Origin of the sequence: Chryseobacterium gallinarum (assembly GCF_001021975.1) — a bacterium.
Taxonomy (GTDB): Bacteria; Bacteroidota; Bacteroidia; order Flavobacteriales; family Weeksellaceae; genus Chryseobacterium; species Chryseobacterium gallinarum.
In genome coordinates this window covers 3,404,171-3,430,531 of the sequence record NZ_CP009928.1, presented here as the reverse complement: position 1 = coordinate 3,430,531, position 26,361 = coordinate 3,404,171, and the positions used below count along the sequence as shown (strand labels likewise).

At 35.8% G+C, this 26,361-nt stretch carries 34 protein-coding genes; 22 read left to right on the top strand and 12 right to left on the bottom strand.

Annotation, left to right across the window (positions count from 1 at the left end; all coding sequences use genetic code 11):
* Nucleotides 1-198: 198 nt before the first annotated feature.
* Nucleotides 199-660: a lipocalin-like domain-containing protein gene (locus OK18_RS15430; RefSeq protein WP_053328573.1), complete on the top strand. Its 462-nt coding sequence runs from the start codon at nucleotides 199-201 to the stop codon at nucleotides 658-660.
* Between the two features lie 62 nt (nucleotides 661-722).
* A complete protein-coding gene (locus OK18_RS15425) occupies nucleotides 723-1,379 on the top strand; it encodes a GDSL-type esterase/lipase family protein (RefSeq protein ID WP_050021351.1) in 657 nt (218 codons plus the stop codon).
* Between the two features lie 45 nt (nucleotides 1,380-1,424).
* Here the strand turns inward: OK18_RS15425 and OK18_RS15420 are convergent, their stop codons facing one another.
* Complete coding sequence (locus OK18_RS15420) at nucleotides 1,425-2,777, bottom strand: DEAD/DEAH box helicase (protein WP_050021352.1); 1,353 nt, start codon at nucleotides 2,775-2,777, stop codon at nucleotides 1,425-1,427.
* Between the two features lie 158 nt (nucleotides 2,778-2,935).
* On the bottom strand, nucleotides 2,936-4,585 hold the full coding sequence (locus tag OK18_RS15415; protein ID WP_053328572.1) for an ABC1 kinase family protein: 1,650 nt from the start codon (nucleotides 4,583-4,585) through the stop codon (nucleotides 2,936-2,938).
* A gap of 231 nt (nucleotides 4,586-4,816) precedes the next feature.
* On the opposite strand from OK18_RS15415, the gene OK18_RS21500 reads away from it, so the two are divergent.
* Entirely contained in the window at nucleotides 4,817-4,984 is a 168-nt protein-coding gene (locus OK18_RS21500) for a hypothetical protein (protein ID WP_167336369.1), read from the top strand.
* Nucleotides 4,985-5,196: 212 nt separating this feature from the next.
* Entirely contained in the window at nucleotides 5,197-5,352 is a 156-nt protein-coding gene (locus tag OK18_RS21495; protein WP_167336368.1) for a hypothetical protein, read from the top strand.
* 41 nt (nucleotides 5,353-5,393) lie between these two features.
* Here the strand turns inward: OK18_RS21495 and OK18_RS15405 are convergent, their stop codons facing one another.
* The gene (locus OK18_RS15405; protein ID WP_050021354.1) at nucleotides 5,394-6,896 is read right to left on the bottom strand and encodes a carbon-nitrogen hydrolase family protein; all 1,503 of its coding nucleotides are present in this window, start codon (nucleotides 6,894-6,896) and stop codon (nucleotides 5,394-5,396) included.
* Nucleotides 6,897-7,151: 255 nt separating this feature from the next.
* Here OK18_RS15405 and OK18_RS15400 point away from each other — a divergent pair, with 255 nt between their 5' ends.
* Nucleotides 7,152-7,505 (top strand): nuclear transport factor 2 family protein, encoded by a 354-nt coding sequence (locus OK18_RS15400; RefSeq protein WP_050021355.1) that lies wholly within the window; start codon nucleotides 7,152-7,154, stop codon nucleotides 7,503-7,505.
* 150 nt (nucleotides 7,506-7,655) lie between these two features.
* Here the strand turns inward: OK18_RS15400 and guaA are convergent, their stop codons facing one another.
* The 7 genes from guaA to OK18_RS15360 form a co-directional block, all read right to left on the bottom strand.
* On the bottom strand, nucleotides 7,656-9,185 hold the full coding sequence (guaA, locus tag OK18_RS15395; protein ID WP_053328570.1) for a glutamine-hydrolyzing GMP synthase: 1,530 nt from the start codon (nucleotides 9,183-9,185) through the stop codon (nucleotides 7,656-7,658).
* A gap of 172 nt (nucleotides 9,186-9,357) precedes the next feature.
* Entirely contained in the window at nucleotides 9,358-10,596 is a 1,239-nt protein-coding gene (purD, locus tag OK18_RS15390) for a phosphoribosylamine--glycine ligase (protein WP_053328569.1), read from the bottom strand.
* Between the two features lie 89 nt (nucleotides 10,597-10,685).
* The gene (gene purH / locus OK18_RS15385; RefSeq protein WP_053328568.1) at nucleotides 10,686-12,203 is read right to left on the bottom strand and encodes a bifunctional phosphoribosylaminoimidazolecarboxamide formyltransferase/IMP cyclohydrolase; all 1,518 of its coding nucleotides are present in this window, start codon (nucleotides 12,201-12,203) and stop codon (nucleotides 10,686-10,688) included.
* Nucleotides 12,204-12,376: 173 nt separating this feature from the next.
* A complete protein-coding gene (gene purN, locus OK18_RS15380; protein WP_050021358.1) occupies nucleotides 12,377-12,940 on the bottom strand; it encodes a phosphoribosylglycinamide formyltransferase in 564 nt (187 codons plus the stop codon).
* Between the two features lie 75 nt (nucleotides 12,941-13,015).
* Entirely contained in the window at nucleotides 13,016-14,008 is a 993-nt protein-coding gene (gene purM / locus OK18_RS15375; RefSeq protein ID WP_050021359.1) for a phosphoribosylformylglycinamidine cyclo-ligase, read from the bottom strand.
* A 282-nt stretch (nucleotides 14,009-14,290) separates the two neighbouring features.
* Complete coding sequence (locus tag OK18_RS15365) at nucleotides 14,291-14,842, bottom strand: NADPH-dependent FMN reductase (RefSeq protein WP_050021361.1); 552 nt, start codon at nucleotides 14,840-14,842, stop codon at nucleotides 14,291-14,293.
* A 218-nt stretch (nucleotides 14,843-15,060) separates the two neighbouring features.
* Nucleotides 15,061-15,813: an XRE family transcriptional regulator gene (locus OK18_RS15360; RefSeq protein ID WP_053328566.1), complete on the bottom strand. Its 753-nt coding sequence runs from the start codon at nucleotides 15,811-15,813 to the stop codon at nucleotides 15,061-15,063.
* A gap of 14 nt (nucleotides 15,814-15,827) precedes the next feature.
* Between OK18_RS15360 and OK18_RS21725 the strand changes: the two genes are divergently transcribed.
* From OK18_RS21725 to OK18_RS15280, 17 genes are all read left to right on the top strand, one after another.
* Nucleotides 15,828-16,112, top strand: coding sequence for a hypothetical protein (locus OK18_RS21725; RefSeq protein ID WP_228377623.1), 285 nt, complete (start codon nucleotides 15,828-15,830; stop codon nucleotides 16,110-16,112).
* Between the two features lie 388 nt (nucleotides 16,113-16,500).
* Entirely contained in the window at nucleotides 16,501-18,630 is a 2,130-nt protein-coding gene (locus OK18_RS15350; RefSeq protein ID WP_156173306.1) for a DDE-type integrase/transposase/recombinase, read from the top strand.
* A 3-nt stretch (nucleotides 18,631-18,633) separates the two neighbouring features.
* Entirely contained in the window at nucleotides 18,634-19,563 is a 930-nt protein-coding gene (locus OK18_RS15345) for an AAA family ATPase (protein ID WP_053328564.1), read from the top strand.
* Nucleotides 19,560-19,931, top strand: a complete 372-nt coding sequence (locus OK18_RS15340; protein WP_053328563.1) for a hypothetical protein — start codon at nucleotides 19,560-19,562, stop codon at nucleotides 19,929-19,931. The genes OK18_RS15345 and OK18_RS15340 overlap by 4 nt, the downstream gene beginning before the upstream one ends.
* Nucleotides 19,906-20,085, top strand: coding sequence for a hypothetical protein (locus tag OK18_RS15335; RefSeq protein ID WP_053328562.1), 180 nt, complete (start codon nucleotides 19,906-19,908; stop codon nucleotides 20,083-20,085). Before OK18_RS15340 ends, OK18_RS15335 begins: the two co-directional genes overlap by 26 nt.
* A complete protein-coding gene (locus tag OK18_RS21310) occupies nucleotides 20,082-20,240 on the top strand; it encodes a hypothetical protein (protein ID WP_156173305.1) in 159 nt (52 codons plus the stop codon). Before OK18_RS15335 ends, OK18_RS21310 begins: the two co-directional genes overlap by 4 nt.
* 15 nt (nucleotides 20,241-20,255) lie before the next feature.
* The gene (locus OK18_RS15330; protein ID WP_053328561.1) at nucleotides 20,256-20,972 is read left to right on the top strand and encodes a DUF3164 family protein; all 717 of its coding nucleotides are present in this window, start codon (nucleotides 20,256-20,258) and stop codon (nucleotides 20,970-20,972) included.
* Nucleotides 20,973-21,147: 175 nt separating this feature from the next.
* Entirely contained in the window at nucleotides 21,148-21,528 is a 381-nt protein-coding gene (locus OK18_RS15325; protein WP_174441963.1) for a hypothetical protein, read from the top strand.
* A 57-nt stretch (nucleotides 21,529-21,585) separates the two neighbouring features.
* Nucleotides 21,586-21,834 carry a hypothetical protein gene (locus OK18_RS15320; RefSeq protein WP_053328560.1) on the top strand — a complete coding sequence of 83 codons (249 nt, stop codon included), beginning with the start codon at nucleotides 21,586-21,588 and terminating at the stop codon, nucleotides 21,832-21,834.
* Nucleotides 21,835-21,844: 10 nt separating this feature from the next.
* The gene (locus OK18_RS15315; protein WP_053328559.1) at nucleotides 21,845-22,060 is read left to right on the top strand and encodes a hypothetical protein; all 216 of its coding nucleotides are present in this window, start codon (nucleotides 21,845-21,847) and stop codon (nucleotides 22,058-22,060) included.
* 23 nt (nucleotides 22,061-22,083) lie between these two features.
* The gene (locus OK18_RS21305) at nucleotides 22,084-22,245 is read left to right on the top strand and encodes a hypothetical protein (protein ID WP_156173304.1); all 162 of its coding nucleotides are present in this window, start codon (nucleotides 22,084-22,086) and stop codon (nucleotides 22,243-22,245) included.
* A 57-nt stretch (nucleotides 22,246-22,302) separates the two neighbouring features.
* Entirely contained in the window at nucleotides 22,303-22,755 is a 453-nt protein-coding gene (locus OK18_RS15310; protein ID WP_156173303.1) for a hypothetical protein, read from the top strand.
* 177 nt (nucleotides 22,756-22,932) lie between these two features.
* The gene (locus tag OK18_RS15305) at nucleotides 22,933-23,400 is read left to right on the top strand and encodes a hypothetical protein (protein ID WP_053328557.1); all 468 of its coding nucleotides are present in this window, start codon (nucleotides 22,933-22,935) and stop codon (nucleotides 23,398-23,400) included.
* A 310-nt stretch (nucleotides 23,401-23,710) separates the two neighbouring features.
* Nucleotides 23,711-24,184, top strand: coding sequence for a M15 family metallopeptidase (locus OK18_RS15295; protein WP_053328555.1), 474 nt, complete (start codon nucleotides 23,711-23,713; stop codon nucleotides 24,182-24,184).
* Complete coding sequence (locus tag OK18_RS15290; RefSeq protein ID WP_053328554.1) at nucleotides 24,181-24,510, top strand: hypothetical protein; 330 nt, start codon at nucleotides 24,181-24,183, stop codon at nucleotides 24,508-24,510. Before OK18_RS15295 ends, OK18_RS15290 begins: the two co-directional genes overlap by 4 nt.
* A 69-nt stretch (nucleotides 24,511-24,579) precedes the next feature.
* A complete protein-coding gene (locus OK18_RS15285) occupies nucleotides 24,580-25,020 on the top strand; it encodes a hypothetical protein (protein WP_053328553.1) in 441 nt (146 codons plus the stop codon).
* A gap of 16 nt (nucleotides 25,021-25,036) precedes the next feature.
* A complete protein-coding gene (locus OK18_RS15280) occupies nucleotides 25,037-25,336 on the top strand; it encodes a hypothetical protein (protein ID WP_167336367.1) in 300 nt (99 codons plus the stop codon).
* Here OK18_RS15280 and OK18_RS15275 read toward each other — a convergent pair.
* Nucleotides 25,333-25,839: a hypothetical protein gene (locus tag OK18_RS15275; RefSeq protein WP_053328551.1), complete on the bottom strand. Its 507-nt coding sequence runs from the start codon at nucleotides 25,837-25,839 to the stop codon at nucleotides 25,333-25,335. The two genes, OK18_RS15280 and OK18_RS15275, sit on opposite strands and share 4 nt — an antisense overlap.
* On the bottom strand, nucleotides 25,836-26,360 hold the full coding sequence (locus OK18_RS15270; protein ID WP_053328550.1) for a phage virion morphogenesis protein: 525 nt from the start codon (nucleotides 26,358-26,360) through the stop codon (nucleotides 25,836-25,838). Before OK18_RS15270 ends, OK18_RS15275 begins: the two co-directional genes overlap by 4 nt.
* Nucleotide 26,361: the final 1 nt, after the last annotated feature.

Below are 26,361 nucleotides of genomic sequence, written 5' to 3'. Positions count from 1 at the left end.
GTCTCTGCAGATAAAATATGGGAAGCGGGCTGAAAGCCCGCTTTGTTAATATTTAACAGCAATATTTTGTTCTTACAACATACCATTCTATCTTTTGAAGAATTATCTTTTTTATAAACATTTGTTTAAAAAAACAAGAATTTCATTACAGATATTTCAAATTTATTTATATTTTAGCATATTCTTAAATTTGTAAAAATGAAAAAACAACTACTTTTATTTGCCTTTTCTGCTGTAGCGCTTACCTCTTGTAAAGATGATGATCTTCAAGCTTATGAAATGGAGATGATGAAAGGAGATTGGAAGGAGGTTAAAACGGAAGTCATCTCAGGAAAAGATAATAAAACAGTACTTTCTACCACTACTCCACAAGGATGCAGTATCAAAAATACCCTGTTCTTCAGAACCGATTTTTATGTAAGTTATACTGCTTACACAGGAACCGGAGCAGATTGTCAGCCTAATGCAAAAAGTGAAGGGAAATATACCTATGATGAAGAATCCAAAATTTTGGGGATTAAGTTTGACAATGATGAAAACAAAGATTACCGGGTTGATATATTAACCAGCAAAGATCTGAGAGTTGCTCAGAAATTTGGAAGCTTTGACCAGGACGGAGATAAAATTCCGGATATTGTCTATATTACTTACAAAAGATAAACCATAACTCCCGTTGATCGGGAGTTTTTTATTATTTTTATCTGAAATTAAAATTTGATATAATGAAGAAGATTTTATCAGCATTTCTATTGCTGTCTTTCGCCCTTTTCTTTTCGCAGGAAAAAAAGCCGATGTTCTGGCAGGACATTCAGAATTTCAAAAAAGAGGACCAGCAGAACCCGCCTCCCAAGAATGCCATTCTTTTTCTGGGAAGTTCTTCTTTTACAAAATGGACCGATGTAGCCGACTATTTCCCGGATAAAACAATTATCAACAGAGGTTTTGGCGGCTCCAGGCTTACCGATCTTAATGATTTTGCAGATGACCTGCTGGCTCCTTATCAACCCAAACAGATTATAATTTACTGTGGTGAAAATGATTTTGCAGACAATCACCAGTTGAAAGCAAAGGAAGTAGTTAAGAGGTATAAATCTTTTTATAAGAAAATACGAAAAAGATTCCCTCATATTGAAGTAGACTACATTTCTATCAAATATTCTCCGAGCAGAGAAGTGATCTGGCCACAGATCAGGGAAGCTAATAAAAAGATTGCTGCTTTCATGGAAAAAGAACCCAATGCTGAGTTCATTGATGTTACCAAAGCTATGGAAGATGAAAACGGGAATGTAAGAAAGGATATTTTTGTAGAAGATATGCTGCACTTTAAACCGGAAGGCTACCAGATTTGGACGAAGGTAATGAAACCTTATATGAAATAAAAAAAATAGCGGCTTAACAGGGCCGCTATTTTTTTATCCGTTTTCTTATTTCTTTCTTTTCGATTTAGACTTAGCTTTCTGCTGGGCCCTGTTGGCACCGAATTTCTTAGGTGCTTTTCTCTTGGATGGCCCGCCCCAGTTTTCTTTCGTGTTCTTAGCTTTTTTCTCGTGGAAAGCTCCCCCTCCTTCATTCAGTTTTACCTGTACAGGGTTTTTCATGACCACTTCATCTTTTTCGGAAGCAATTTTATTAGGGTTGATCTTTACTTCTGCAGGGAAATCATTAAACTTTAATTCTTTATCCATCAATAATTCGATGTCCAATACAAGAGGTTCCTCTTTTTTGGTAACAAAAGTCACTGCTTTTCCTTCTTTGTCCGCCCTACCGGTCCTACCGATTCTGTGAATGTATTGTTCAGGGATATCCGGAGTTTCAAAATTGATTACGTGGGTAATATTTGAAATATCCAGACCTCTTGCCATTACATCGGTAGTGATCAATCCTCTTATCTCTTCATTTTCAAACCTTTTCATCGCTTTAAGCCTGTAATTTTGAGATTTATTGGAATGAATCACATCGAATTGTTCAGGGAAAAGCTCGTCAATTTTAGTAAACAGCAGATCAGCATGTTTCTTATTGTTATTGAAAATTAACACTTTAGACATATCCGTGTCTTTTTTCAACAAATACTCAAGTAAGTTGATCTTGGTATTAAAATTTTCAACTTTATATGCTGTTTGTTCAATTTTTTCAAGAGGAGTTCCGGACCTGGCTAATGAGATTTCAACCGGATTGGCAAAATATTCATCCAGCATTTCATCCACTGCTTCTGTCATGGTTGCAGAGAAAAGGATATTTTGTCTTTTCTCTTTCATCATTTCAAAAATATGGGTGAGCTGAGGCCTGAAACCCAGATTAAGCATTTCATCAAATTCATCGATAATCAATTTCTGAATTTCCTTCAGGGAGATCGCATTATCAATAGCAAGATCCATTACTCTTCCCGGTGTTCCTACTAAAATGTCACAGCCATCATTGAATAAGAGTTTCTGGGTATTGATGTTTTTTCCTCCATATATTCCAATTACTCTTGCAGTAATATTTTCTGTCAGCTTTTCAAGAATTTCAGTCACCTGCACTACCAGTTCTCTTGTAGGAACTAGTACCAAAACAGTTGGATTCCCTGTTTTGCTATATTTCCATGTTTTCAATACAGGTAAAAGATAAGCCAGTGTTTTCCCGGTTCCCGTTTGTGCAATTCCCATTACATCTCTTCCGGAAAGAATAGGTTTTAAGCTTTTTTCCTGAATTGGTGTAGGCTCGAATAATTCCAGGTCTGCTAAAACATCAAGAATTTTAACCGGAAGGTCAAAATCTGCAAAAGTGAGTTTTTCCATTTTGCAAAGATAGGTATTTAATTACAAGTTAAAAATTAGCTTCATAAACATATCCTTTCCCCAGCTTTTTTCTGATAGGAAACTGATCCGTCTTCCCATTGGTTACAATACGTTGATGCGAGACATTGCTGTTCCTATTAGCAACTTTAAAATTTTAATTATTTCCTCGATACTCTCAGCAAAAGTATTAAAACCAAAATAACTGAGAAAACAAATCCTAAGACAGCTACTAAAGACAATTCACCTATCCTCGGCCCTGATTCTGAAACAAAGACTATAGCTGTTGCAATAATATTTGCTCCCAGAACCATAGCTAAAATCAGGTTAACCACACTGGACTTGATCAACTGATTGGTCTTTTCTATATTTTTAATCTCGCTGGAAACCGTAAATTTGTTCTCATCCAATTTTTGAAGAACAGAGCGAAGTTCTTTCGGTATTTCATCTACATTATCCGTGAAGTTCATCATCCGGTCCATACCGGTTTTTAAAAGATTTTTCGGGTTGATCTTTTTGGTGAATATTTTCTTAGTGTAAGGATGAAGGCTTTTAACAATATCCAGTTCAGGGTTAATATTTCTTCCTACACCTTCTATCAGGCTAATTCCTTTAAACAGCAGATAAAAATAATCCGGCATATAGAGCCTGTTGTCTTTCAGAATATCTTTCATCTTATTGATAATGACCTGAACATTGATTTGCTGGAGGGATGAGCTATGGACAAAATTCAGAATGTCTTCTACATCACCTTCAAATCTTCTTTCATCCGGAATTTCATAGCTTATTGCCATTTTTTTAAGATAACGGACTATTTTATGAGGGTTTTTGGCAACAAAGCTTACAATAAGGTTTTCGAGAATTTCCTTATCATTAGGCTGGATTTTCCCTACGGCTCCAAAATCAATAAATACAATCTTTCCATCCCTTTTGACCAGGATATTCCCGGCATGTGGATCGGCATGAAAGAATCCATAATCCAGGATCTGAGAAACAAACAGCCTTAATCCTACTTCGGAGACCTTTACCGGATCAATACCATTGGCCAGGAGAATGGATTTGTCCGTCACTTTGATTCCGTCAATAAATTCCATACAAAGAATATTGTTATTGGAGAATTCTTCATATACCTTTGGAATATAGGTTTCTTTATTATTTTTAAAATTAAGGCGGAATTGCTGAATATTATTTTTTTCGTTAATCAAGGAAACTTCTTCCAGTAATGATTTTTCAAAAGTGGAAATAGCCTGTTTCATATTCAGTTTTTCTCCTATTTCTGAATAGGTGGATATCAGTTTTTCAATATCTTTAATCAAGAGCAAATCGTCTTCAATGACAGACTGCACATCAGGTTTTCTCAGTTTCAGAATTACCGGACTTCCATCTTTCAGAACGCCTTTATACACTTGCGCAATGGAAGCAGTGGCTAAAGGTTCTTTCTGAATTTCCAGAAAGTAATCTTTTACGGAAATATTGAATTCATTTTCAAGGGCTTCTTCAACATCCATGTCTACCGTATCTACCTTGTCCTGCAATTTCTGAAGCTCCTGAATCAGTTCCGGCGGCAGCAAATCTTCCCTGTTACTGAATGTCTGCCCAAGCTTTACAAAAGTGGGTCCCAGCTCTTCCAGAGCCAGTCTTATTCTCTCATAAACGGTTCCCTTTGAAATAATTTCATCAGAATTTACTGAGGCATCATCTTGTTTATTACCCCCGTTCATTCTTGCCAGCAGGTCTTTAAATCCGTATTTACTTAACACGGAAATCAGTTTGGCAGATCTTTTCAGTTTTCTTTGCTGTTTATCGAACATAATTTATCAATAGTAATTGCAATTTACTCCAAAAACTGTTCCCAATAGTATTTTTATTCTGCCTGCACTCCTTCTTCATTAATTTTTTATATTTAGAAAGCTGAACCGGGTGGTATTTGAAAGAGTTAAAAGTTCATACTATAAAATTTCAACAAAAACACGGACGTATAATATATTTTTCTATATTTACATCGTACAAACATTAAAACAAACCAATAAAAGTATTAGAACATGAAAAAATTACACAACAACAAACTATCAAGAGAGCAATTGAAAGGTATTTCAGGGAATGGTATCATCATCGGTGGTACCTGTTCAAATGAATGCTGCCCTACTGACGGAAGACCGAGATGTCCGAAATTAATTTGTCCTGCGGTCGTTTGCCCTCAGTATATGTAATTCTTTCAAAAAATTTTAGGTAAATAAAAACAGAAGGCCAATGGCCTTCTGTTTTGTTATATAAGCGGCTCAATAGCACTATGCTTGTTCTCTTATCCAGCAAGGAACACAACACACAGTATATCAATATATTATTCCGTACATATAGCAATAAAAAGAATAAAAAAACGTTTTTATATTGTACTATTAAAACTTATCAAAAAATATTCAACATGAAAAATTTACGTAACAAAAAACTTTCAAGGGAACAATTAAAAAGTATTTCCGGAAACGGTCCTGTTTTCAACTGCACCTATAAATGCTGTCCTGAAGACGGAAGACCATTATGTCCGGGATTTTATTGCCCGGATGTCATATGTCCAAATTAACTGACAGTAACAAAAAAGAATGCAGCTGCATTCTTTTTTTGTTATTTAAGATAAGTGTCATAAAGGTCTTTTCTACGGTCTTTCATCACCTGGACGGAGCCATTATGGTGCAGGTCTTTCAATAAATTCAGATCTACATCCACAATCAGGGTCATCTCGGTATTCGGAGTGGCTTCTCCTTTTACAGCATTAGACGGAAAGGCAAAGTCTGAAGGTGTAAATACAGCAGCCTGTCCGAACTGGATATCCATATTATTAACCTTTGGAAGATTTCCTACGCAACCGGCAATTGCGACATAGCATTCATTCTCTATGGCTCTTGCTGCCGCACAGTGCCGAACTCTCATATAAGCATTCTGGGTATCTGTAAGGTATGGGACAAATAGTATTTTCATTCCCTGATCTGCCAGAATTCTGGGCAATTCCGGGAATTCCACATCATAACAGATGACAAGGCCTACTTTACCACAATCGGTATCGAAAACTTTGATTTCATTGCCACCTTTCATTCCGTAATATCTTTTTTCATTTGGGGTAATGTGAATCTTTCTGTATTCATCCATACGCCCATCACGATGAAGAAGATAGCTTACATTGTAGAGTTCATTGTTTTCAAAAACAGGCATGCTTCCGGAAATAATATTCACATTATAACTGATGGCCAGCTCTGAAATTCTTTCTTTAATCTCTTCGGTAAGTTTTGCCAGTTCTATCATACTGTCTCTTTCCGAAAGATTATTGAAGGGGGCCAGTAAAGGAGTATTGAAAAGTTCAGGGAAGAGTACAAAGTCTGATTTGTAATCTCCCATTACATTTACAAAAAACTCCACCTGCTCATAAAAAGCGTCTATATCTTTGAAATGCCTCATCTGCCATTGTACCAATCCCAGGCGGATGATGCTGTCCTGCATCGTATTCGGGTTTTTGCTGTAGTAGATATTATTCCACTGCAAGAGAACGGCATTTTCTCTGGACGCTTCATCTTCGGGAAGGTATTTTTTCAATACCCTGATCGGCAGGAAATTATTTGAAAGCTGAAAAGATAACACGGGATCATAAATTTCTTTATCTCTCACCCTTCGTATATATTCTCTTGGAGAAAGCTCATGGCTGTGCTTGTGGTAATTCGGGATTCTGCCGCCCAGAATTATTGATTTTAAATTTAATAATTCGCATAATTCTTTTCTGGCATCATACAATCTTCTTCCGAGACGCAATTCTCTGAATTCGGGATCAACAAAAACTTCTATCCCATATAAAACATTTCCTTTTGAAGTGTGTGTATTGAAGGTATAATTACCTGTAATATCACTATAGGTATGATCATCCCCGAATTCGTCATAATTCACAATAATAGACAGCGCCACTGCAGCCAGTTTTCCATCTACTGTAATACAAATTTGGCCATCCGGAAATATTCTGGTGAGCTTTTCTATGCTTTTCTTAGACCATATTGATTCCGACATTTGCGGATAAGCCCTTTTCATTGTTTGTGCCAATTCATCATAATCCTGAACGCTCAGGGGTCTTGTTTCTATTTGCATTTGATGTAATTTTTACTTAAATTTAGTGAAAATTCTGCAACTAATAAACTTCCGTATTAAACGGGGTTGTGATTCTATCAACTTATTACATGTTTCCATTTCTATATGAAACAATATGCATTGATGCAAGTAAGCCCTGTATTCGTTTTATTTTTTATCCCGGTCAGTAAATAAATAAAAGTTTCTAATTATCAGTATTAAAACAACATTTTTACCTACCTTTATGTTAAATTAATATTTTGTTCTCAAATGACTATGACACCTAAAGAAGTTTTGAAAAAATGGATAGATAGCTTTAATGCGGCTGACGCGGCTTGTATTGCAGAATTATATGCAGAAGATGCAGTAAACCATCAAGTTTCAAATGAGCCAGTAGTGGGTAAAACTGCTATTTACGAAATGTTTGCAAATGAATTTGCAACAGCTAAAATGGTTTGCATCGTAGAAAATATTTTTGAAGATGGGGAATGGGCTATAATGGAATGGAAGGACCCTCTTGGACTTCGCGGATGTGGATTTTTTCATGTAAAAAACGATAAAATCATATTCCAGAGAGGATACTGGGATAAACTCTCATTTTTAAAGCTACATAATCTCCCTATTGAATAATAAAGAAATTACCATTTACAAAAAATACTTTTGAAAGATGTTGAATATAAGGGAATATGGAAAATAGGATATTGGAAGATAAAACATTTAACAAAAAAAATCCTGCCCAGAAAACGGGCAGGATTTATATTTTAAATTCAGGTCAAAAAACTATTCCCACTCAATGGTTGCAGGCGGTTTGCTTGAAATATCGTAAGCTACTCTGTTGATTCCTCTTACTTCGTTGATGATTCTGCTGGAAACAGTATCTAAGAACTCGTAAGGAAGTCTGCTCCACGTTGCCGTCATAAAGTCGATTGTATTAGCAGAACGCACTACAGCTGTATACTCGTAAGTTCTTTCATCTCCCATTACTCCTACAGATTTTACCGGAAGTAATACTACGAATGCCTGTGATACTTTCTCATAAAGATCGTTTTTGTATAACTCTTCGATGAAGATATCATCAGCTTCCTGCAGGATTCTCACTTTTTCCGCATCTACAGCACCCAATACTCTGATTCCTAATCCAGGGCCAGGGAAAGGGTGTCTGTATACCAGGTGATGAGGGATTCCCAATTCTTCTCCTACTTTTCTTACTTCATCCTTGAAAAGCTCTCTTAATGGCTCCAGTAATTCGAATTCCATATCTTCAGGAAGCCCTCCAACGTTGTGATGGGACTTGATCACTGCAGATGGTCCGTTTACAGACTGACTTTCAATCACGTCAGGATAAATGGTTCCCTGAGCTAAGAATTTAGCGCCTTCAATTTTGTGGGATTCTTCATCAAACACATGGATAAACTCGTTTCCGATGATTTTTCTTTTCGCTTCAGGATCATCTACTCCGGCTAATTTGGAAAGGAACCTTTCTTTGGCGTCTACCATTTTAATGTTCATGTGGAAATGTTCTCCATATTGATCCATTACTTTCTTGCCTTCATCTTTTCTTAATAATCCCGTATCTACGAAGATACAAGTCAACTGATCACCGATAGCTTTATGGATCAAAACAGCCGCTACAGAAGAATCCACACCTCCGGAAAGTCCAAGGATTACTTTATTATTCCCTACTTTCTCACGGATCTCTTCAACCGTTCTGTCAATATAGTTGGTCAGTTTCCAGTTTTTCTCTGCATTACAGATTCCGAAAACGAAATTTTCAAGCATTTTCCCTCCTTCTTCTGTATGAGAAACTTCCGGATGGAACTGAACACAGAAGATTTTTTTGTCTTCGTTAGAGATGGAAGCTATTACACCTGATTTTGCATTTAATTCAAAACCTGCAGGCAACGCTCCTACTTCGTCAAAATGGCTCATCCAAACGACGGAGTTCTGAGTTACTCCTTTTAACAAAGAGCTTTCTTTAACAATTTCAAGATTGGCTTTACCGTATTCTCCTTTTTCTCCTTTATTTACTTTTCCTCCTAAAAGATGAGCCGTCATCTGCATTCCATAGCAGATTCCCAACACAGGAACTTCCTGCTCATATAATTCTTTTTCAACCAGGTGGGCATTTTCTGCATTTACAGAACTTGGTCCACCGGAAAGGATGATTCCTTTGGGTTGTTTTGCTAAAATATCTTGTAATGGTGTATTGTAAGGCAAGATTTCAGAGTATACGCCCATCTCACGGATTCTTCTTCCGATAAGCTGGTTGTACTGGGATCCGAAATCTAAAATAATAATACCGTTGTTCATTTTTGATAATTGATAAATAATATTAATTTAAAAGCTTCAAGCAATAAGCTTTAGGCAGTAAGCTTTTTTATAATACAATAAGCTTACTGCCTGCAGCCTAAAGCCTATTGCTTACTTAACTGTTTTACAAAAAAAGACTTGGAATGGTTCCAAATCTTTTTCGTGATTTTTATTAAAACTTTCCGATGTCTTCTCTGTAGAAGCCGTAATCGAAATGTACGTGCCCTGCGTCTTCGTAAACCTTTTTGCGGGCATCTTCATAGGTAGCTCCTGTAGCCACAATGTTCAGTACTCTACCGCCATTGGAAACTACTTTATCTCCTTTTCTGATCGCACCGGCATATAATAATTTACTGTGCTTTAATTTGTCTTCTCCTGTAATTTCGAAACCTGTTTCAATGTTTCTCGGATAACCTCCTGAGCACATTACCAGGCACACTGCTTTTTCGTCTTTGAACTTAAGTTCGATATCCTTTCCTTCCATACAATCCTGGATCACATCCAGAAGGTTGTTTTCCATCAGTGCCATCAATACCTGAGTTTCAGGATCTCCGAATCTCATGTTATATTCAAGAAGGTAAGCACCGTTTTTCGTTACCATCAATCCGAAGAAGATGATTCCTTTAAATCCGAAACCTTCAGCCTTAAGACCTTTAATGGTAGGTTCCAGGATGTTTTTCTCGAAATCTGCATAGTGCTCCTGAGTAAATTCCGGGCTTGGTGCTACGGAACCCATACCTCCTGTATTAGGTCCTGTATCTCCGTTTCCGGCTTTTTTATAATCTTTTGCAGCTACACAAGGGAAAAGTTTTTCACCATTAGAGAAAGCGATGATAGAAGCTTCAAAACCTTGTAAATATTCTTCGATAACTAAACGGATTCCGGCATCACCATAGATTCTTCTGATCATGAAATCATGGATCGTTGCTTCAGCTTCTTCAAGGTTGTCACAGATAACAACTCCTTTTCCGCCTGCTAAACCACTTGCCTTGATTACTAAAGGATACTCCTGTGTTTTTACATATTCTACCGCTTCATTATATGAATCAAATACTACAGCCCTGGCTGTTTTGATATCATAGGTCTGCATAAATTTCTTAGAGAATGCTTTACTTCCTTCCAGGCTTGCCACCTTCTGGGTAGGACCAAAAACTTTAAGATCGTGTTTTTTAAACTCATCCTTTAAACCAGCTACCAATGGAGCTTCAGGACCTACAATCGTAAGATCAATCTTTTCTTTAATAGCGAAATCTCTAAGTTCTTTGATTTCTGATAAATGAACATTTTTCCCTATTACATCGGTAGTAGCATTCCCGTTGGCAAAAAACATTTTAGAAATTCTCGGGTCATTCTGAAGCTTTGCCGCTAAAGCAGATTCTCTACCGCCTTCACCTATGATTAATATTCTCATACTTTATTTATTATCTAGTCTTAATTTACAAATATATAATTTTGAATGCTATAAATACAATCCCTGATTATTTTTTAATTCTATTTTAATTAGTGGAAAAAGTGTCTGACACCTGTAAACATCATCGGGATACCATGCTCATTAGCAGCTTCTATGCTATCCTGATCTTTTACACTTCCACCCGGCTGAATAATTGCCTTGATACCTTCCTGGGCGCAGAAGTCCACTACATCACGGAAAGGGAAAAACGCATCTGAAGCCAATACCAGATCTCCGGAGAATTTTTCCTTTGCTCTTTCGATAGCCTGTTGTGTTGCCCAGATTCTGTTAACCTGTCCTCCTCCGATTCCGAATGCCTGGATTCCGTTGGAAACAACAATAGCGTTTGACTTTACATATTTTACCACTCTCTGAGAGAAAAGCAATGCTTTTTTCTGTGCTTCTGTAGGCTGTACTTCAGTAACTACCTTAATGTCATCAGAGAAATGAAGATCATTGTCCTGAACTAAAATACCGCCATCAACCTTTACCCAGGTTTGTTTATCTGAAACAGGGTTTACGATTTTGATAATTCTAAGGTTTTTCTTTTTTCTTAAGATTTCCAGGGCCTCTTCATCAAACTCAGGGGCCATTACGATTTCAAGGAAAGTTTTGTTCAGTTCTTCAGCTGTTGCCGCATCAATCTTATAGTTCATAGCAACAATTCCGCCAAAAATAGAAACCGGATCGCATTCGAAAGTTTTCTGGTATGTTTCCAATGCGGAAGTTCCGATCGCCACACCACAAGGTGTAGAGTGTTTTACAGCGCAACAGGCCATTTCTTCTTTGAACTCGTTGACTACTTTCCAGCAAAGGTCCATATCACGAAGGTTGTTGAAAGAAAGTTCTTTACCTCCAAGCTGTTCAAAGTCTTTCATAGCTCCGTTCTCGAAAGTAGAAACATAGTAAGCTGCAGTCTGATGAGGATTTTCACCGTATCTCAGATCAGATACTTTTTTGTATGAAGCATTTAAATACGTTGGATATTCTTCACCTAAAAGCATTCTTGAAATAGCAGCATCATAAGCAGAAGTAAGGTTGAATACTTTTCCTGCAAGCTTTTTACGGGTTTCAATGTAAGTGTCTCCATTTTGCTCCATTTCCAGCTTTACTGTTGTATAGTCTTCCACATCAGTAATTACGGTTACAGAATCAAAGTTTTTTGCTGCAGAACGAAGCATTGATGGCCCTCCGATATCAATAAACTCTACTTTTTCGTGTAAAGAAATGTCTTTGTTCACATTTTCAAAGAAAGGGTAAAGGTTTACGATAACCATGTCAATCAGACCAATTCCGTGTTCCTGAACGGTTTTCATGTGCTCTTCGTTGGTACGGACTGCTAAAAGTCCGCCATGAACTTTTGGATGCAAGGTTTTCACTCTTCCGTCCAACATTTCAGGGAAATTGGTAATTTCATCGATCTGAACAGGATTTAAACCAGCGTCTTTCAAATGTTTGAACGTTCCTCCTGTAGAAATCAACTCATAATTCTGAGCTTCCAAAAACTGTGCGAATTCTATTAAGCCACTTTTGTCAGAAACACTGATTAAAACTCTCTTTTTACTCATTACTTTCAATTTTTACTTTTCACAGTTATTTCAAACTGTACCCGGTTCTTTCACCTCCGGATTACTTTTTATTTTACTTAGATTTTTTTGATAATGTAGCAATGTATCAGTCTAGCAATGTAACAATACCTTCAACATTGGTAAATTGGTACACTGGTACATTGTTATATTTATTAGTTTCCCAGTACCTTATTGATCGCTAAGGGAAATATTTCATATTCGATCTGATGAACTTTCTGGGCTAATGTTTCAGGAGTATCGTCAGCAGTTACTTCAAAAGATTTCTGAAGAATAGCTTCTCCCTCATCAATACCCGGAGTCACAAAATGTACCGTTGCCCCACTTTCTGCTTCCCTGGCTTCAATAACGGCGTTGTGTACATTCATTCCCCACATTCCTTTTCCTCCGAATTTCGGAAGCAATGCCGGATGAATATTAATTATTTTACCGTTCCAGTTTTCACAGAATTCAGGTTTCAAAATGGATAAAAATCCTGCCAGTACAATAAGGTCTGTATCTTGTGGAATTACTTTAGCCAATTCGCTGCTGAAATTCTTTCCTCTTGGAATCAGTATGTTTTCTATATTATGATTCTTTGCTCTTTCCAATCCGAAACATTCTCTGTCTGCTACCACTAAAGCCACTTTTGCATTCTGGATCTCTCCCGAGTCAATAGTATCAATGATTCTCTGCAGATTGGTTCCTGAACCGGATACGAGTACTACAATGTTCTTCATTATTCAGATGCTAGATATCAGATATCAGATTACAGACTTAAAGTCTGATGTCTGGTGTCTGAAATCTGATGTCATTTAAAATTTCAAATTGATTTTTTCTGCTCCTTCAGTGATTTCCCCGATTTCGTAAGCATCATCTAAAAGGTGTAATATTTTTTCTGCATGTTCCGCATCTACTACGATCACCATCCCTACACCCATATTGAATGTTCCGAACATTTCTTCGCGGGCTACTCCACCTCTTTTTTCCAGTTCAAGCATTACACTTGGTATTCTGATTTTTGAACCGTCAATAGATGCACAAAGTCCTTCAGGAATAATTCTCGGAACGTTTTCATAAAGGCCTCCGCCTGTAATGTGAGCAATCCCGCTTACTTCGATTTCTTCCAATACTTTATGAATATCTTTATAGTATAATCTTGTAGGCACTAAAAGGGTTTCGTATAAAGGTTTTCCTTCAAATTCTTCTTCAAAATCCGGGAATACTTTTCTTACTAAAGAGAATCCATTTGAGTGGAACCCTGAGCTTGGCAATGCAATAATTTTATTACCTGCTTTAATTTTGGAACCGTCAATGATCTGGTCTTTTTCTACGATTCCTACACAAAATCCTGCCACATCGTAATCTCCCGGCTGGTACATTCCCGGCATTTCAGCAGTTTCTCCACCGATTAATGCACAGTTGTTATCCTTACAGGCTTCCACCATTCCTAAAACGATTTCTGCTGCAATTTCAGAATCCAGCTTCCCACAAGCCAGATAATCTAAAAAGAATAAAGGTTTTGCACCGTGGCACAGAATATCATTGGCACACATTGCGAAGCAATCTACTCCGATAGAATCGTATTTCTTAGTATCTAAAGCCACTTTCAGCTTGGTCCCTACTCCATCTGTTCCTGAAACAAGAACCGGATTCCTGTATCCTCCGATTTCATAGAAAGCACCAAAACTTCCCAAATGATTCAATACATTGGAATTGTGGGTTTCACCGACCGCTTTTTTGATCTTGTCAACCGTTTTGTATCCTTCTTCTTTGTCTACTCCTGCTGATTTGTAAGTGTTGCTCATGTCTGCTTAGATTTTTAGATTTTCAGATTTCAGATTTCAGATTTCAGACTATTGGTATCTGGCTTCTGGAGTCTTGTATCTTTAATATTTCAATTACTTTTATATTCAAATTTAGAAAACAAAAAAGCCGACAATCTTTTCAGATTATCGGCCGTTATTTTATCTCAGAATTTCAGAGCCCACAATTTTCCCTTTATGAGAAAAACATTGTTTATAGGAGGTCTGAATTTTCATCTCTTTTTCTTTTTGCAAAAATAGTAATTTTAAATGAATATTCAAATTCTATTTTTCAAGAATAGATTCAATGGCTGCAATCTTTTTTATTTTCTCCTTTAACTCATTGTCTTTCTCTTCGTTAGAAATCTTTTGAGCTGCTTTATCAAAGTTATCATTGAAGAATGGAAGGGAGAAAGTTTCCACCACATTTCCTCCATGGAAAGGGAAACGCTTCGATGCAGCTTCCAAAACTCCTGCTCCACCTCTTCCTCCGGGAGATGTAGACATCAGTAGCATTGGCACTTCGTTCCATACGGTTCTGTCTTTGATTCTTGACACCCAGTCGAACACATTTTTAAACGCCGTGGAATAGGTTCCGTTATGCTCTCCTAAAGCTACCAATAACACCTCTGCTCCATCGATTTTTGCTGCAAAATTATAAGCTTCCTGCGGAACACCGTTTGCCAATTCTCTTTCATGCTTATAGATTGGCATTTCGAAAGGATTTAGATCGATTACTTCCACTTCTGCATTTTCAAACAATGTTGATGCATAGGTTACCAATTGTTTGTTCATGGAAACTTCTGAGTTACTTCCTGCTATTGCTAAGATTTTCATATATAATTTTTTTTTAAAGTTATATGAATAGCTACCGGTGGTTGATAGCTATTTCATACTATTTTAAGCTTAGACGGTAAAACCAAAAGTAAAGGCCTCAACAGCTGAAACAGTTTAATTTGCAATAGTTTCATATTAATTAAATGTTCATTTTAGAAGTGGGTAAATACTTTGCATGTTAATTTCAAACGCTTTTTAATATTATTTTATTAACTAAATTAAATAGAACGTCCACAGAATGTGACCTTATGGATGTATCGTATTGTAAACTTATCTATATTGAATTCTTTATAGTTTGGTGATACGCATATCAATAATGTACTATCTGTAGGGTGATTCATTAATCTTTTGATCATTCTTTGATCATATGTAATAATTAGATAGATACAATCAGGATCTAAATTCTCCCATTTATCTATAAAGTTTATTCCAATTATATCTCCAGCCCTTATAAATGGTTCAAAAGAAGCTCCTGTAATTGGGAAAAATGCATCACAATTAATTCCAGGTAAATTTATATACCCTGTAGGTCGTTCCTGCATGTCGATAAGTTCATGTACACGGCCCGCACTTACAGGAAGTTCATAGAATGGAGCTCCGTGATCTGTAATACTAATACTGTCTGCAAATTTGAGCTTTCGCATCACCTCAATATATTCGCTATTGTATTCATTAATTCCGATAACTTCTCCATCGATTGATAACTTACTTTTTACTTTTGGTTTATTATCAAAAAGGTTATCATTATTGTTATCGTTTTCAATGATAACTAAATTTTCACTTTTAGTTTCTCCTATTAAATAACCTACAGTTACGTTTAATGCTGTTGCGATTTTTTGCAACTTACTGAGTTGGATATCACTTTTCCCATTCTCATAATCTACATAAGAACGCTTTGGAATTCCTGTCCGTAAAACCATTTCGTCTTGTGTAATATTTTTGCTCTCTCGTATCTCTTTGATTTTCAGCATGATAATTAATAAAAATGGGAAACCGTAATAAAATTGCAATTTTTTGCATTTTTTATTGCGGTAATTCGCAACTTTGTTATATATTTGTACTCAATAAACGGTACAAATCTAAAGAAAAAATGGAGACGTTAGCCAAAAAAATTAAACTTAGAAGTGAAACCCCATATCAGTCTATTGCAAAAAAACATAATACTAATGCTGAATATGTGGGGAAAATCGCAAGAGCTGAGCGAATTCCAACCAGAGGAAAGGGACTTAAGATTTTGAACGAATTAAAGAAATTAACTAACAATAAATAATAATAGAATATGAAAACATTTAAAAAGTTAGTACAATCGATTATTAAATGTCGTCAAGTATCAGTAACGACAATTTTTGCAGAAAGGTAATCGGTTACGAGTGGTTACTATTTGGTAAATATAGGATTCGCAAAACATTTAAAACAATATGAGATCCTATAAAATTATTTGTGAATTAGTTGGATATGGCAAGCAAGTATATTTCCGTTCAGGAGAGTCTAAAATTGCTGTACAAGAAAATTTTTATGATGAGATGCTTTCATTGTATAGAGTCATCGTAAAAATTGACATTTCAGAAATTTTTTAAAATCCCGCCACGGCCTTGCGTGGTTTCGACACCACGGCGGGAACAAAACAGATCCGGAGAGTCGGACACTTTAATAAAAAAATGAACCTTCAACCTACAGACATATTAATACGACAATCAGGCAGTAATGAAAGCATTTGGCTTTCAGAACGCTTGATTGCTGAAATTTGCGGGTTGGAGGACAGTTATTTGAAAGTTGCAAGAATCCGCTATAAAAAAACGGTTCGGCCTTGTGACCTTGCTAAAGCTAAAGACTTCATGCCGGATTCTGGCAAGTCATGGCGTTGGGCAAAGGTTTCCGGGCATTTCTATTACTGTCTTAATAATATTCCAAACAAAGCCCCCAAACATTACAGAAATATGTTTGGTGACGGTGAGGCATTACTTGATGCCTATAAAACAGTTTGTCAGTCAAAAGAGGAAACAACCTTAGAACGAAGGTTTAAAAAGCATTTAAAGCTTGTTTCTCCCCAATATTCTGAGTTTTACAAAGATGTTAATGATATTCAGAGAGCTGCTTTATCAAAGGCATGTGCTGTTTTAGATTTCATTCTGGACGAAAAAGATGACTATCCGGGAACTGCTAACAAATTATATAAGGATTTAAGCCCGGTTCTGTCGGAAATGGACCTTCAATATATTCCACATAACTATTTAAAGTTAAAGGAAAAAATAACCATTCTTGAAACAACAGATCAGGCCATTGTAGATATTATTCGCTTACCTCGTGCAGGTAATAATAATGCTGAAATTTACAATGATCCTGAAGTATTCAGCTGGGTTATGCAGATGTATGCTGATGATAGTACGTTCTCACAGGAACATATCATCAGAAAAGTTACTCAAATGTGTGAATTAACGCTTAAAAAAGCTCCTTCACGTCGTTGGTATGGACAAACAATATTTGAACAGTCCAAAACACAGTTTTTAACAGGTTTAAAAAGGTTCGGAGCAAGCAGCAGAAAATCATACATACACCGCTCATACATCCCTACTCAAAACGCTCTATATGCTGGGGATTGTTGGGAAATGGATGCTACAAGAGTAAATATGATTTCTCATGAAGGTGAGATCACCGTGATTGACAAAAACGGGAACTCAAAAACTAAAAAAGTTGAAAAGTACATTATAGTTGTTGCTGTCCGGGATGTACATTCAGGCGATATCCTGGGATACTCCTTTGATTACGAAGAAAATCATTTTGTATATACTGAAGCTATGAAAATGGCTGTTCAAAATGCAGGTTATCTACCTTTTGAATGGATAACTGACCGTTTTCCAGGACATAACACTCCACAAATGACAGATCTTTTTGAAAGAATGAAGGGACAGGGAGTAAAAATATCATTTACCTCAAAAGCGAATGATAAAGCAAAAATGGAAAGATGGTTCAGAACCCTGCAATCTGTATTCTTTATGGATTCTAAATACTTCTATGGTGAAGGAATCCAATCAAGAGCAAAATATGCTCACAGATCTGCTGAGTATCTTAAAAGAATTAAAAAAGAGGCTAAAAAACAAGGGTGGAATTTAGAAAAAAGCATTGAAGAAGCCTCTGTACATATAGAAAAATACAGGGTTACACCTTATTCTCAGTATTCAAGAAAACACTCAAAAGTACATCAGTCACCTTCTGAACTGCATGATCATAGTGAAAAACCACATGTTACATTCCTTTCAGGTGCTACTATATCAAAATTATTCGATGCTCGTAAAAAAATAACATTAGGCAACAATGGGCAGATCACCACTGAAATTGTGGGAGTTGAATTTACCTATATGATCAGCCCTGCATATTATGATATTATTAAGAATTACCATGGTAAAAGGATCGTAATGACTTATGATATTAATGATCTTTCAATTGTTTTCTTATGGGCCGAAACTAATAACCTATTAGTATCACTGTGTGAAGCCGAATTATTTGAAAAACCGATTACAAAAGGACCGAACAAAGACCTTTCAGCAGTTGGAAAAGCAAAAGCAAGAGCTCAACAGATTGCTGAATTGAGAGATCAGGAATTAGCGTCTATGATTGGTGAAGATTCTCAACTGATGGGCCAGTACACTGAAAAGCAAATTTCAAATGCGTTTGAGGATAACTACCTGAATGAAGGTTACACAATTCCTCTTAAAAAAGCTTCAGGAGATGACTACTCTCCTGAAGATATCGAGGACGCAATTTTAAAAAATACGTCTCTAAATTATTAAGATATGACAAACTTACAAAAATCCGCAATAGTTATTGCAATTAATACAGAAAAAGAGCGGCTTGGTAGCTACGGCCAAGTAGCTACAAAAGCCGATGTTTCAACAGCTACAATTTCCCAGATGGTAAACGGTAAATGGGAGCTGATAAAAGATGAATTATGGCTAAAAGTTGGTAAAGCTTGTGGCTGGGATGATTCGGAATGGCAGATTGCTGAAACAATTAACTATAGAAAAGTTTCTACTATCTGTAACGATGCAAAATCATACTCTTTATTTATGGTTGTCAGTGATAAGGCCGGAATTGGAAAAAGTGCTCCACTAAAATCATACTCTCAAAGCAATGCAGAATCCGGGGTGTTCTATATCAGGTGCCGTGAATGGGCAAAAAGAGAATTTTTAACTGAATTAGCTGCAATGTTAGGTATAGACACTGGAAAATCTTATATGCACATTGATAAATTAGGAATGAAAGTCTGTGATTTTTTCCGAAAAAGAGGCTCTGTAAAACCTCTTTTGATAGTGGATGAAGCTGATAAATTGAAAGATTCAGCCTTAAGATGGTTCATTCACCTTTATAATGAGAGTGAGGACGAAATGGCACTTATCATGGCCGGAACTCCACACCTGGAAGAAAGAATCAAAAGAGGTGTAAGGCTTAAAAAATTAGGCTTTGATGAATTAGACAGCCGTTTTGGCCGCGCATACATCAATCTGATAGGAGCAACATTCAATTGCGTGAAAAAAATATGTGCTGCTAATGGTGTCAACGATCCTGCTACACAAAAAATGATTTTTGACGAATTAAAACCAATTTTTAAAGAAATCCCAATTGATAAACAACAGGTTCAGAACGTCAAAGTCGTTGAAGATCTGCGAAGATTAAAACGAATGGTTATCAGAGAAAAAATCAAACTTCAAAATATATACATATGATTATAGAAGAATTATTAAACGACAAAATCTGCTTTGCAGTGGTCCAGAGCTATTGTTATTTGACCAAACATAAAATTATGCTTAACCAGGAATGGGAAATCATAGCCTCACATAAGGATAGCAAGAATTTGAAACGCAGATTTACAACCAATGCAGGAGCTTATATTCCGGAAAATCAAAAAAATCCAAAAGGGATCATTTCTTATACTCTCAACCTAGCTGAAATTAAGGAGTTTAGAATCTTAAAGGATGAGTATTTCACAAAGGTAATGAGTAATGAAAATGGTACAGTCTGGGAAATTAACGGAAATTCATTCAAAAAACATTTTAAAAAGCCAAAACATGAAGCCTTTAGAAAAGTTTCCTGATGTAACTACAGCATTAAAGGAGTGGGAAAGAAGGAAAGAAATGGCTATGTGGCAGCTGAGTATCGCAATAGATAAGGATATCATTCAAAAAAAACAGAATAGAATAAAAGAATTAGAACATCAAATAAAAGAATTACAAAATATTAAAGTATGAAAAAATATATTTTATCAGCAGTTGTATCCATTGTAGTAATGTTTGCTCAATATGGAAAAACTGGATATTGGTCCTTTAATCAGCTTATAATGGGCTTTCTTATAGTATTCTTTGTACTACATCATTTAGAAATCGCAAACAACAAAAAATATTAATAAAATTAATTTAAAATGAGCACAATAGACATTAATACATTATCACCAGAGGAAAGACTTGCTCTATTACAGAGTGTTTCTCCGGAAGAGTTAAAAGCTGCTGCAAAAGCGGCAGAAGCCAGCAAAATTGAAGCAAGAGCAGCCTATAAAGAAACTGTAAAAGATGCAGTTCCGGGCTTTATCAATACTCTGTTAAACATTTCTGGAATGCTGTCAAAAGCTAAACTTGATCTCTTCCAGGGCTTAAACATTCTTTTGGAAATGAAATCTGAGGTTTTTGATATAAAACAGGGCCAACAGGGGCACTCTTTCAGCGATGACAAGGGAAATGGTATCACTTATGGCTTTCGGGTTGTTGACGGTTGGGATGATACTGTAAACGCCGGAATTGATAAGATCAAAGAAGTTATTGACAGTATGGCGAAGGATGAGAATAGCGCAAAGCTTGTTAGTACCATCAATAAACTGTTAAAAAAGGATGCTAAAGGCAATTTAAAATCTTCAAGAGTTCTGGAACTTAGGCAACTCGCAGATGAATTCAATGATGCTAAGTTCTCTGATGCAGTTGATATTATACAGGCATCCTATAAGCCTGTACGTTCAGCCTTCTTTATTGAAGCTTATACAACGAATGCTCAGGGGAAAAAGGAATCTATTCCGCTATCAATTACCTCCGTAGACTTTCCTGAAGGCACTATCATAGAAGAAATATTCCCAATTGAAAACGCATAATAATGACAGATAGTGAACTTTTAATAGCTTATGTAGGTTCTGTCTGCTTTATGGTAGGTTTTTTACTAGGAATGCTAATCTACGCAGTTATAGAATGCTACGGAAATAAAAAATTCTAATCCCAAACGGTTTTTTGGAGTGGTTCGATTCCACTCCTGGGAACAAAACAAAATTTATGAAAAAGTTTAAAAAGAGAATAATTTTTGAAAATGCAACTGCTTTTAAGCTTGAGTATTTGGATGGAAAAGATTTAAAAGAAAAAGAATTTACGTCTTACAAAGCTATGGAGCAATTTCATAGTAGACAAAAGGATTTCATGTATTTAGACCTGCATAGATATGCATTTGTAGATAAAAAATGGCATCGATTTATAAAACTTCGGTCTCCTTTTGTCTTTGAGGAAGAAATCAGATACATCAATAAAATTTTCAATGAAAATGTTGAAGTTGAAAATCTTCAAAATAATGAAAGTGAAGAATTAAATCATCAAAAGTGCATAAGTCCAAGAGATTTCAGAAATAGACCTGATATAGTTGTCTATGATGATCTGGAATAATCCCAAACGGTTTTTTTGGAGTGGTTCGATTCCGTTCCTGGGAACAAAATTTATTGTATGAAAACCCTTTTAAAAAAAGAATTTAATGACTCTACATCAATAGATATATCAGAGTTTGAAAATGGTAGAATTGCTTCTATGGTGTTTGCTGGTGATGGTGGTTGGGTATCTCAATACCACGATAAAGCATTTGAAGAAGTATGTAAGCTTGAAAGATTAAAGATACATCAAAAATTAAAGGAAAAAAGCTGCACCAAAAGCTCATTAGAACTTTTACTATCCTTCAATCAAACGGAATTATTTTAAAATCAAGATTATGAATAAGTATTACAAAAAAGATGATAACAGCTTCGTAAGAGTAGATAAAGAAAAGAATATCACTTATGTAAAAACATATACTTTCTATACAAATATTGAAATATGGTATAAATATAAACAATATAAAATAGAAGAAAAAATGCAGGAAACAACAGAAATAGAATTCAATAAAGCATATAAAAAAGCACTAACAAAACTAGTATCAAAAATCTAAAAATTAATCATTAAAAAGTAACAATGGAAAAAACATTTGAAGAGTGGATTGATTCATTTCTAGAATTTGTCAGAGGTTTAGGATATAAAGGAACTGTTGATAAAGAATCATTTAGGCAGGATTGGGAAGATGGTCAAGATCCTTTCCATATGGCTGAAGATTTTGTATTAGAAATGCAAGATTAGATCCCAAACGGTTTTATGGAGTGGTTCGATTCCACTCCTGGGAACAAAATTAAAGTAATGTTAAATGATCCATTAACACCCGAAGAAATTGAAGAACGGTGGAATTATTTAAAAAAAAAGCCTCTTCGTGTTTTTTATGGGGTTTCTAAGATTAATAAGATATTAAAAAAAAGAGCCTTAACAGTGATGTTTGAAAATGATACCTGCGGATTACCTGAAGACAATGAGAGAAAAGCATCAAGATGGATGTTTATAGTTTACACCAGGTATCAGACGCTTGAAGAAAAAGAGGATGCTATATATAGGCATAAAATGTTTACTATCTATCAGAGCTTTATTGATGAAAAACCTTGGAAAGGAAATTGGAAGGCTGTTTTACATAACAACTATTTAGCAGATGCCAATCATATCAGTGAGAAAGAAAGGTTAATAATAAAAGAAAAATTGGGGCATGCCTTCAGAAAATATTATGATTTAGAGGTCCCTTATCAAAGTTCTTTAGAATTTTAAAAATTATGAAAACATACACAATAATTAAATTTTTCAACCACGAAATATGGCGAAAATGCAGCTTTTGCGGATGCTTTTTTGATCTGCGAGGAAGTCTGGATTATGAATGCTCAGAATGCGGAAAGAAAAACAAGGTTAAAAACTAAAGAATATTTAAACACAAAAAATTGAACCAAAATGATCACAAATGCCGTAATGAGGACCCACCTTGAAAAGAAGTTTTCAAGATCTGAACTGGAACCGGCCATCTGGCTGCACACCAACTCAAGAACCGGGAATCTTGATGAGCTTACACCGGAAGAACTGGAAAGTCTGTATTATGCCTTCTTTCCAAAGCATTTGACTGTGTATGAAGAATTAAACAATCAGTACGCTGAAAAGCATTTAAAAAGCCTTAGATCCATTGTTTTAAAAGATGCTCAGTATATCGGATTGTATGATCCGGGTGACTGGACTCCATTTAATCGCTTTATGCTTGAATTGAGCCCTTTAAAAAAAGCTTTGAAAGATTATACCGCTGAAGAATTTGAGCCGCTTATCAAACAGTTTAAAAGCCTCAGATCAAAATACAACAAATCAGCAAAAATACCAGGAACAAAAGAATGGCATCACAAAAATAAACTGCCGTTTCCTTCTAAGAATTAAAAAGCTCATAGCCATATAGACCACGAGCTTGCATCTGAACACTGCAAATATACTCATAATTCTGTATGGCTTATAATAAAACTAATTACTACAAGAAAATTGTAAAAATTCAGGAAATCACGCAAGAGCATAAGTCTGGCGGGCGATTGACTTATAAAGAGATTTTCCACAAGTTCATAGAGCCACAGTTTCACATTTCAATACGTACATACGGCACATACTTAGGTATTCCGGCAAAAAGGGAACTGAAAAAATTACAGGAAAAAGAGACAAGCAATGGAAATCAATTAACCTTTAATTTTTAAATACAATGGACAAAGTAACACAGGAAAGAATCTCAAAACTACACCCAAGTGTAAGAGAAGAAGTAACAAAAATCATTAACGAGTGTAACGCAAGTTTAACCGGCCGTGCTCAAGTCAGGATTTCCCAGGGCCTGAGAACTTTTGAGGAGCAAAACCAGCTCTATGCACAAGGAAGGACAATAGCCGGTAAAAAAGTAACCAATGCCAAAGCCGGGCAAAGCATCCATAATTACGGCTTTGCGGTTGATATTGTACTGATCATAGACGGAAAAACAGCAAGCTGGGATACAGCAAAGGATTGGGACAATGACGGCGTTGCAGACTGGTATGAGTGCGTGAAAATTTTTGCCCGTCATGGATGGGATTGGGGCGGAAACTGGAAAACCTTCAAGGATTTGCCGCACTTTGAGAAAAAAGGCTACAAATGGCGGACTTTACTCTCTAAAAAACGGGACAAAAACAACTATGTAATACTATGAATGTAACTGTAAATATTGACTATGCCGGTTTATGTGTTATCAATAATGTAATGTCTGCACTCGATACAATTGAATTTTCGGGCTTAAAAAGGAATTTAAAGACAATTGTATCTATCTGTATTGAATTACGGGAAAAGCTTCTCAAAAAAGCGATATCCACAAGGACCAATAAAAAGGAGTTTAAATTGAAGCTAAAATTTTATATGGCTGAAGCTCTGTTAAATTACCTGATTGAATTTGATATTTTTTTTGATGCAGCAGCAGGAAGTTATGAAGGAAATACGTTGATGATAGTCAAAAATCAGTTACATCAACAATTACAATAATAAGAATTGCGGGAAACCGCAATTTTTTTTATGATTAATTTCTACCTTTGTGAAATCTAAATATTTAATATGAAAAAATTATTATTCCTGTTATTCCCAATAATAGCCTTTTCCCAGACTGATTTTAAAACACTGGATTCCTTACAATTCAAACAAACTGTTGACCAATTAGTGAAGGATACAGGAAGAAATTATCAGTTAGTTATTAACCGCCAGGATGATGATAAGGATAATATCAAGTTTGTTAATGTAGATGATAAATCGGACATACTTTTAATAAAATATGGCACTTATATGGATGGAGAAAATAAAGATTTTGAAGTTAAGGGGATTAAGAAATGGGCGATTTCCACCATATATGGTAAATATCTTGCCTTATTTCCAATTTATAAAAAATATGTTGATCCAGCGGCTAATATTGAAGCTGTAAATAAAAAAGGGTTTGTAATACTAAAAAAAGGATATTTTGATCGATTTAACGATGAAGGTTTTTGGAGACTTGGATTTTAAAAAAAGAATTTCATTGATGATGTTACTCTTTAGTTGCTTTATTTTTGCTCAGGTCAATCCGGCACGAAGTAAAGGCGAAGTTTTCAAGCATCGTCCTGAGAAACCTACAGAAAATCTCGATTATTCAGGGATGATTATTGTTAAAAAAACAATGTATGGATTAGTATTTGCAGACAAACAGCTTTCATCGGAAGTAAAAACCCGTGTTGAAAAGTTCTTTAAACACCGTTTAAATGGTTATACCGATTTAAAAACGTACCAATTAAAGGTTTATAGAAAACACGGTAAATGGTACGTTGATAATACCGAAATTTAAAACATTTTTGTGAATAAATCACTTTTAATATTGATCTCATTATATTCCCCCCTGGATTCGGGGGTAATATTGTTTTTATAGCTACAGTTGTACACTAATATATACTGATCTGTTATAACAGGTTCAATATTTAATTCTTCAGTTGCCGGGGTTAATTTTCCAGTATCAGGACTTTCAAATTTTCGCAGGATATTATCTGTGATCTCTTTATAATCAATAAATTTTAATGCTTCTTCGGTATTTCTACCCAGATTACTGGTATCGCGATACTGCTCAAAGCAAAGGCGAAAAGTAATTGTCACTAAAGCAGGTTTTTGCCTGTGGTCAATACTCCAACTCACAAAAATTGCAGGTTGCGGATAAATATCGAAGCTTTCCGGCTCAAGATCCTGACCTCCGTATAAATCAATGAATTGGGGATATAACACGCCTTTTGATGTGTATTCGTTCTTTATCTCCTCTTTTTGAAATGTTTTAATAAGTTCACTGTAAAATGCTTTCATGAGTTTCCGTTTCTGCTTATTTCATTATCTAATTCACGTGATAAAAATCTTTCGATTCTACGATTTAATAATGCTGATTCACCTAAAAACTGTCGTTTTGGGATTCGCACATTCATTCGCCTGGTATGGGCTTTTACATTTTGTGTCACTCCGCCTCTTCGACCTGCTCTTGCTCTCCTGGTATGAGCTTTGACATTGGCAGTTTTATTGATCTGCCCTCCTTCATTATGGATTCTGGCGTAAGGAACGTCAGTCCCTATATAAACATAATAGCTTCCCTGGGATAGTTTTCTAATGCTACGCTTTAGCCTAGCGGATCTCACCAATATGGAACCGCGGGCAGGACGTTTGCGGGGCTTCCAGGCTTCCCGGCTTTGATCTATCCAATTTTTTTGAACAAACCTCTCTTTTGAAAAATTAACGGCAATAACTCCGACCCGGCCTATACATCTATTGAGAAAGGCTGATTTATTAACCTTTTCAAGCCTTTCAAAGAAGTCTGTATTAAATTCTATGCTCATA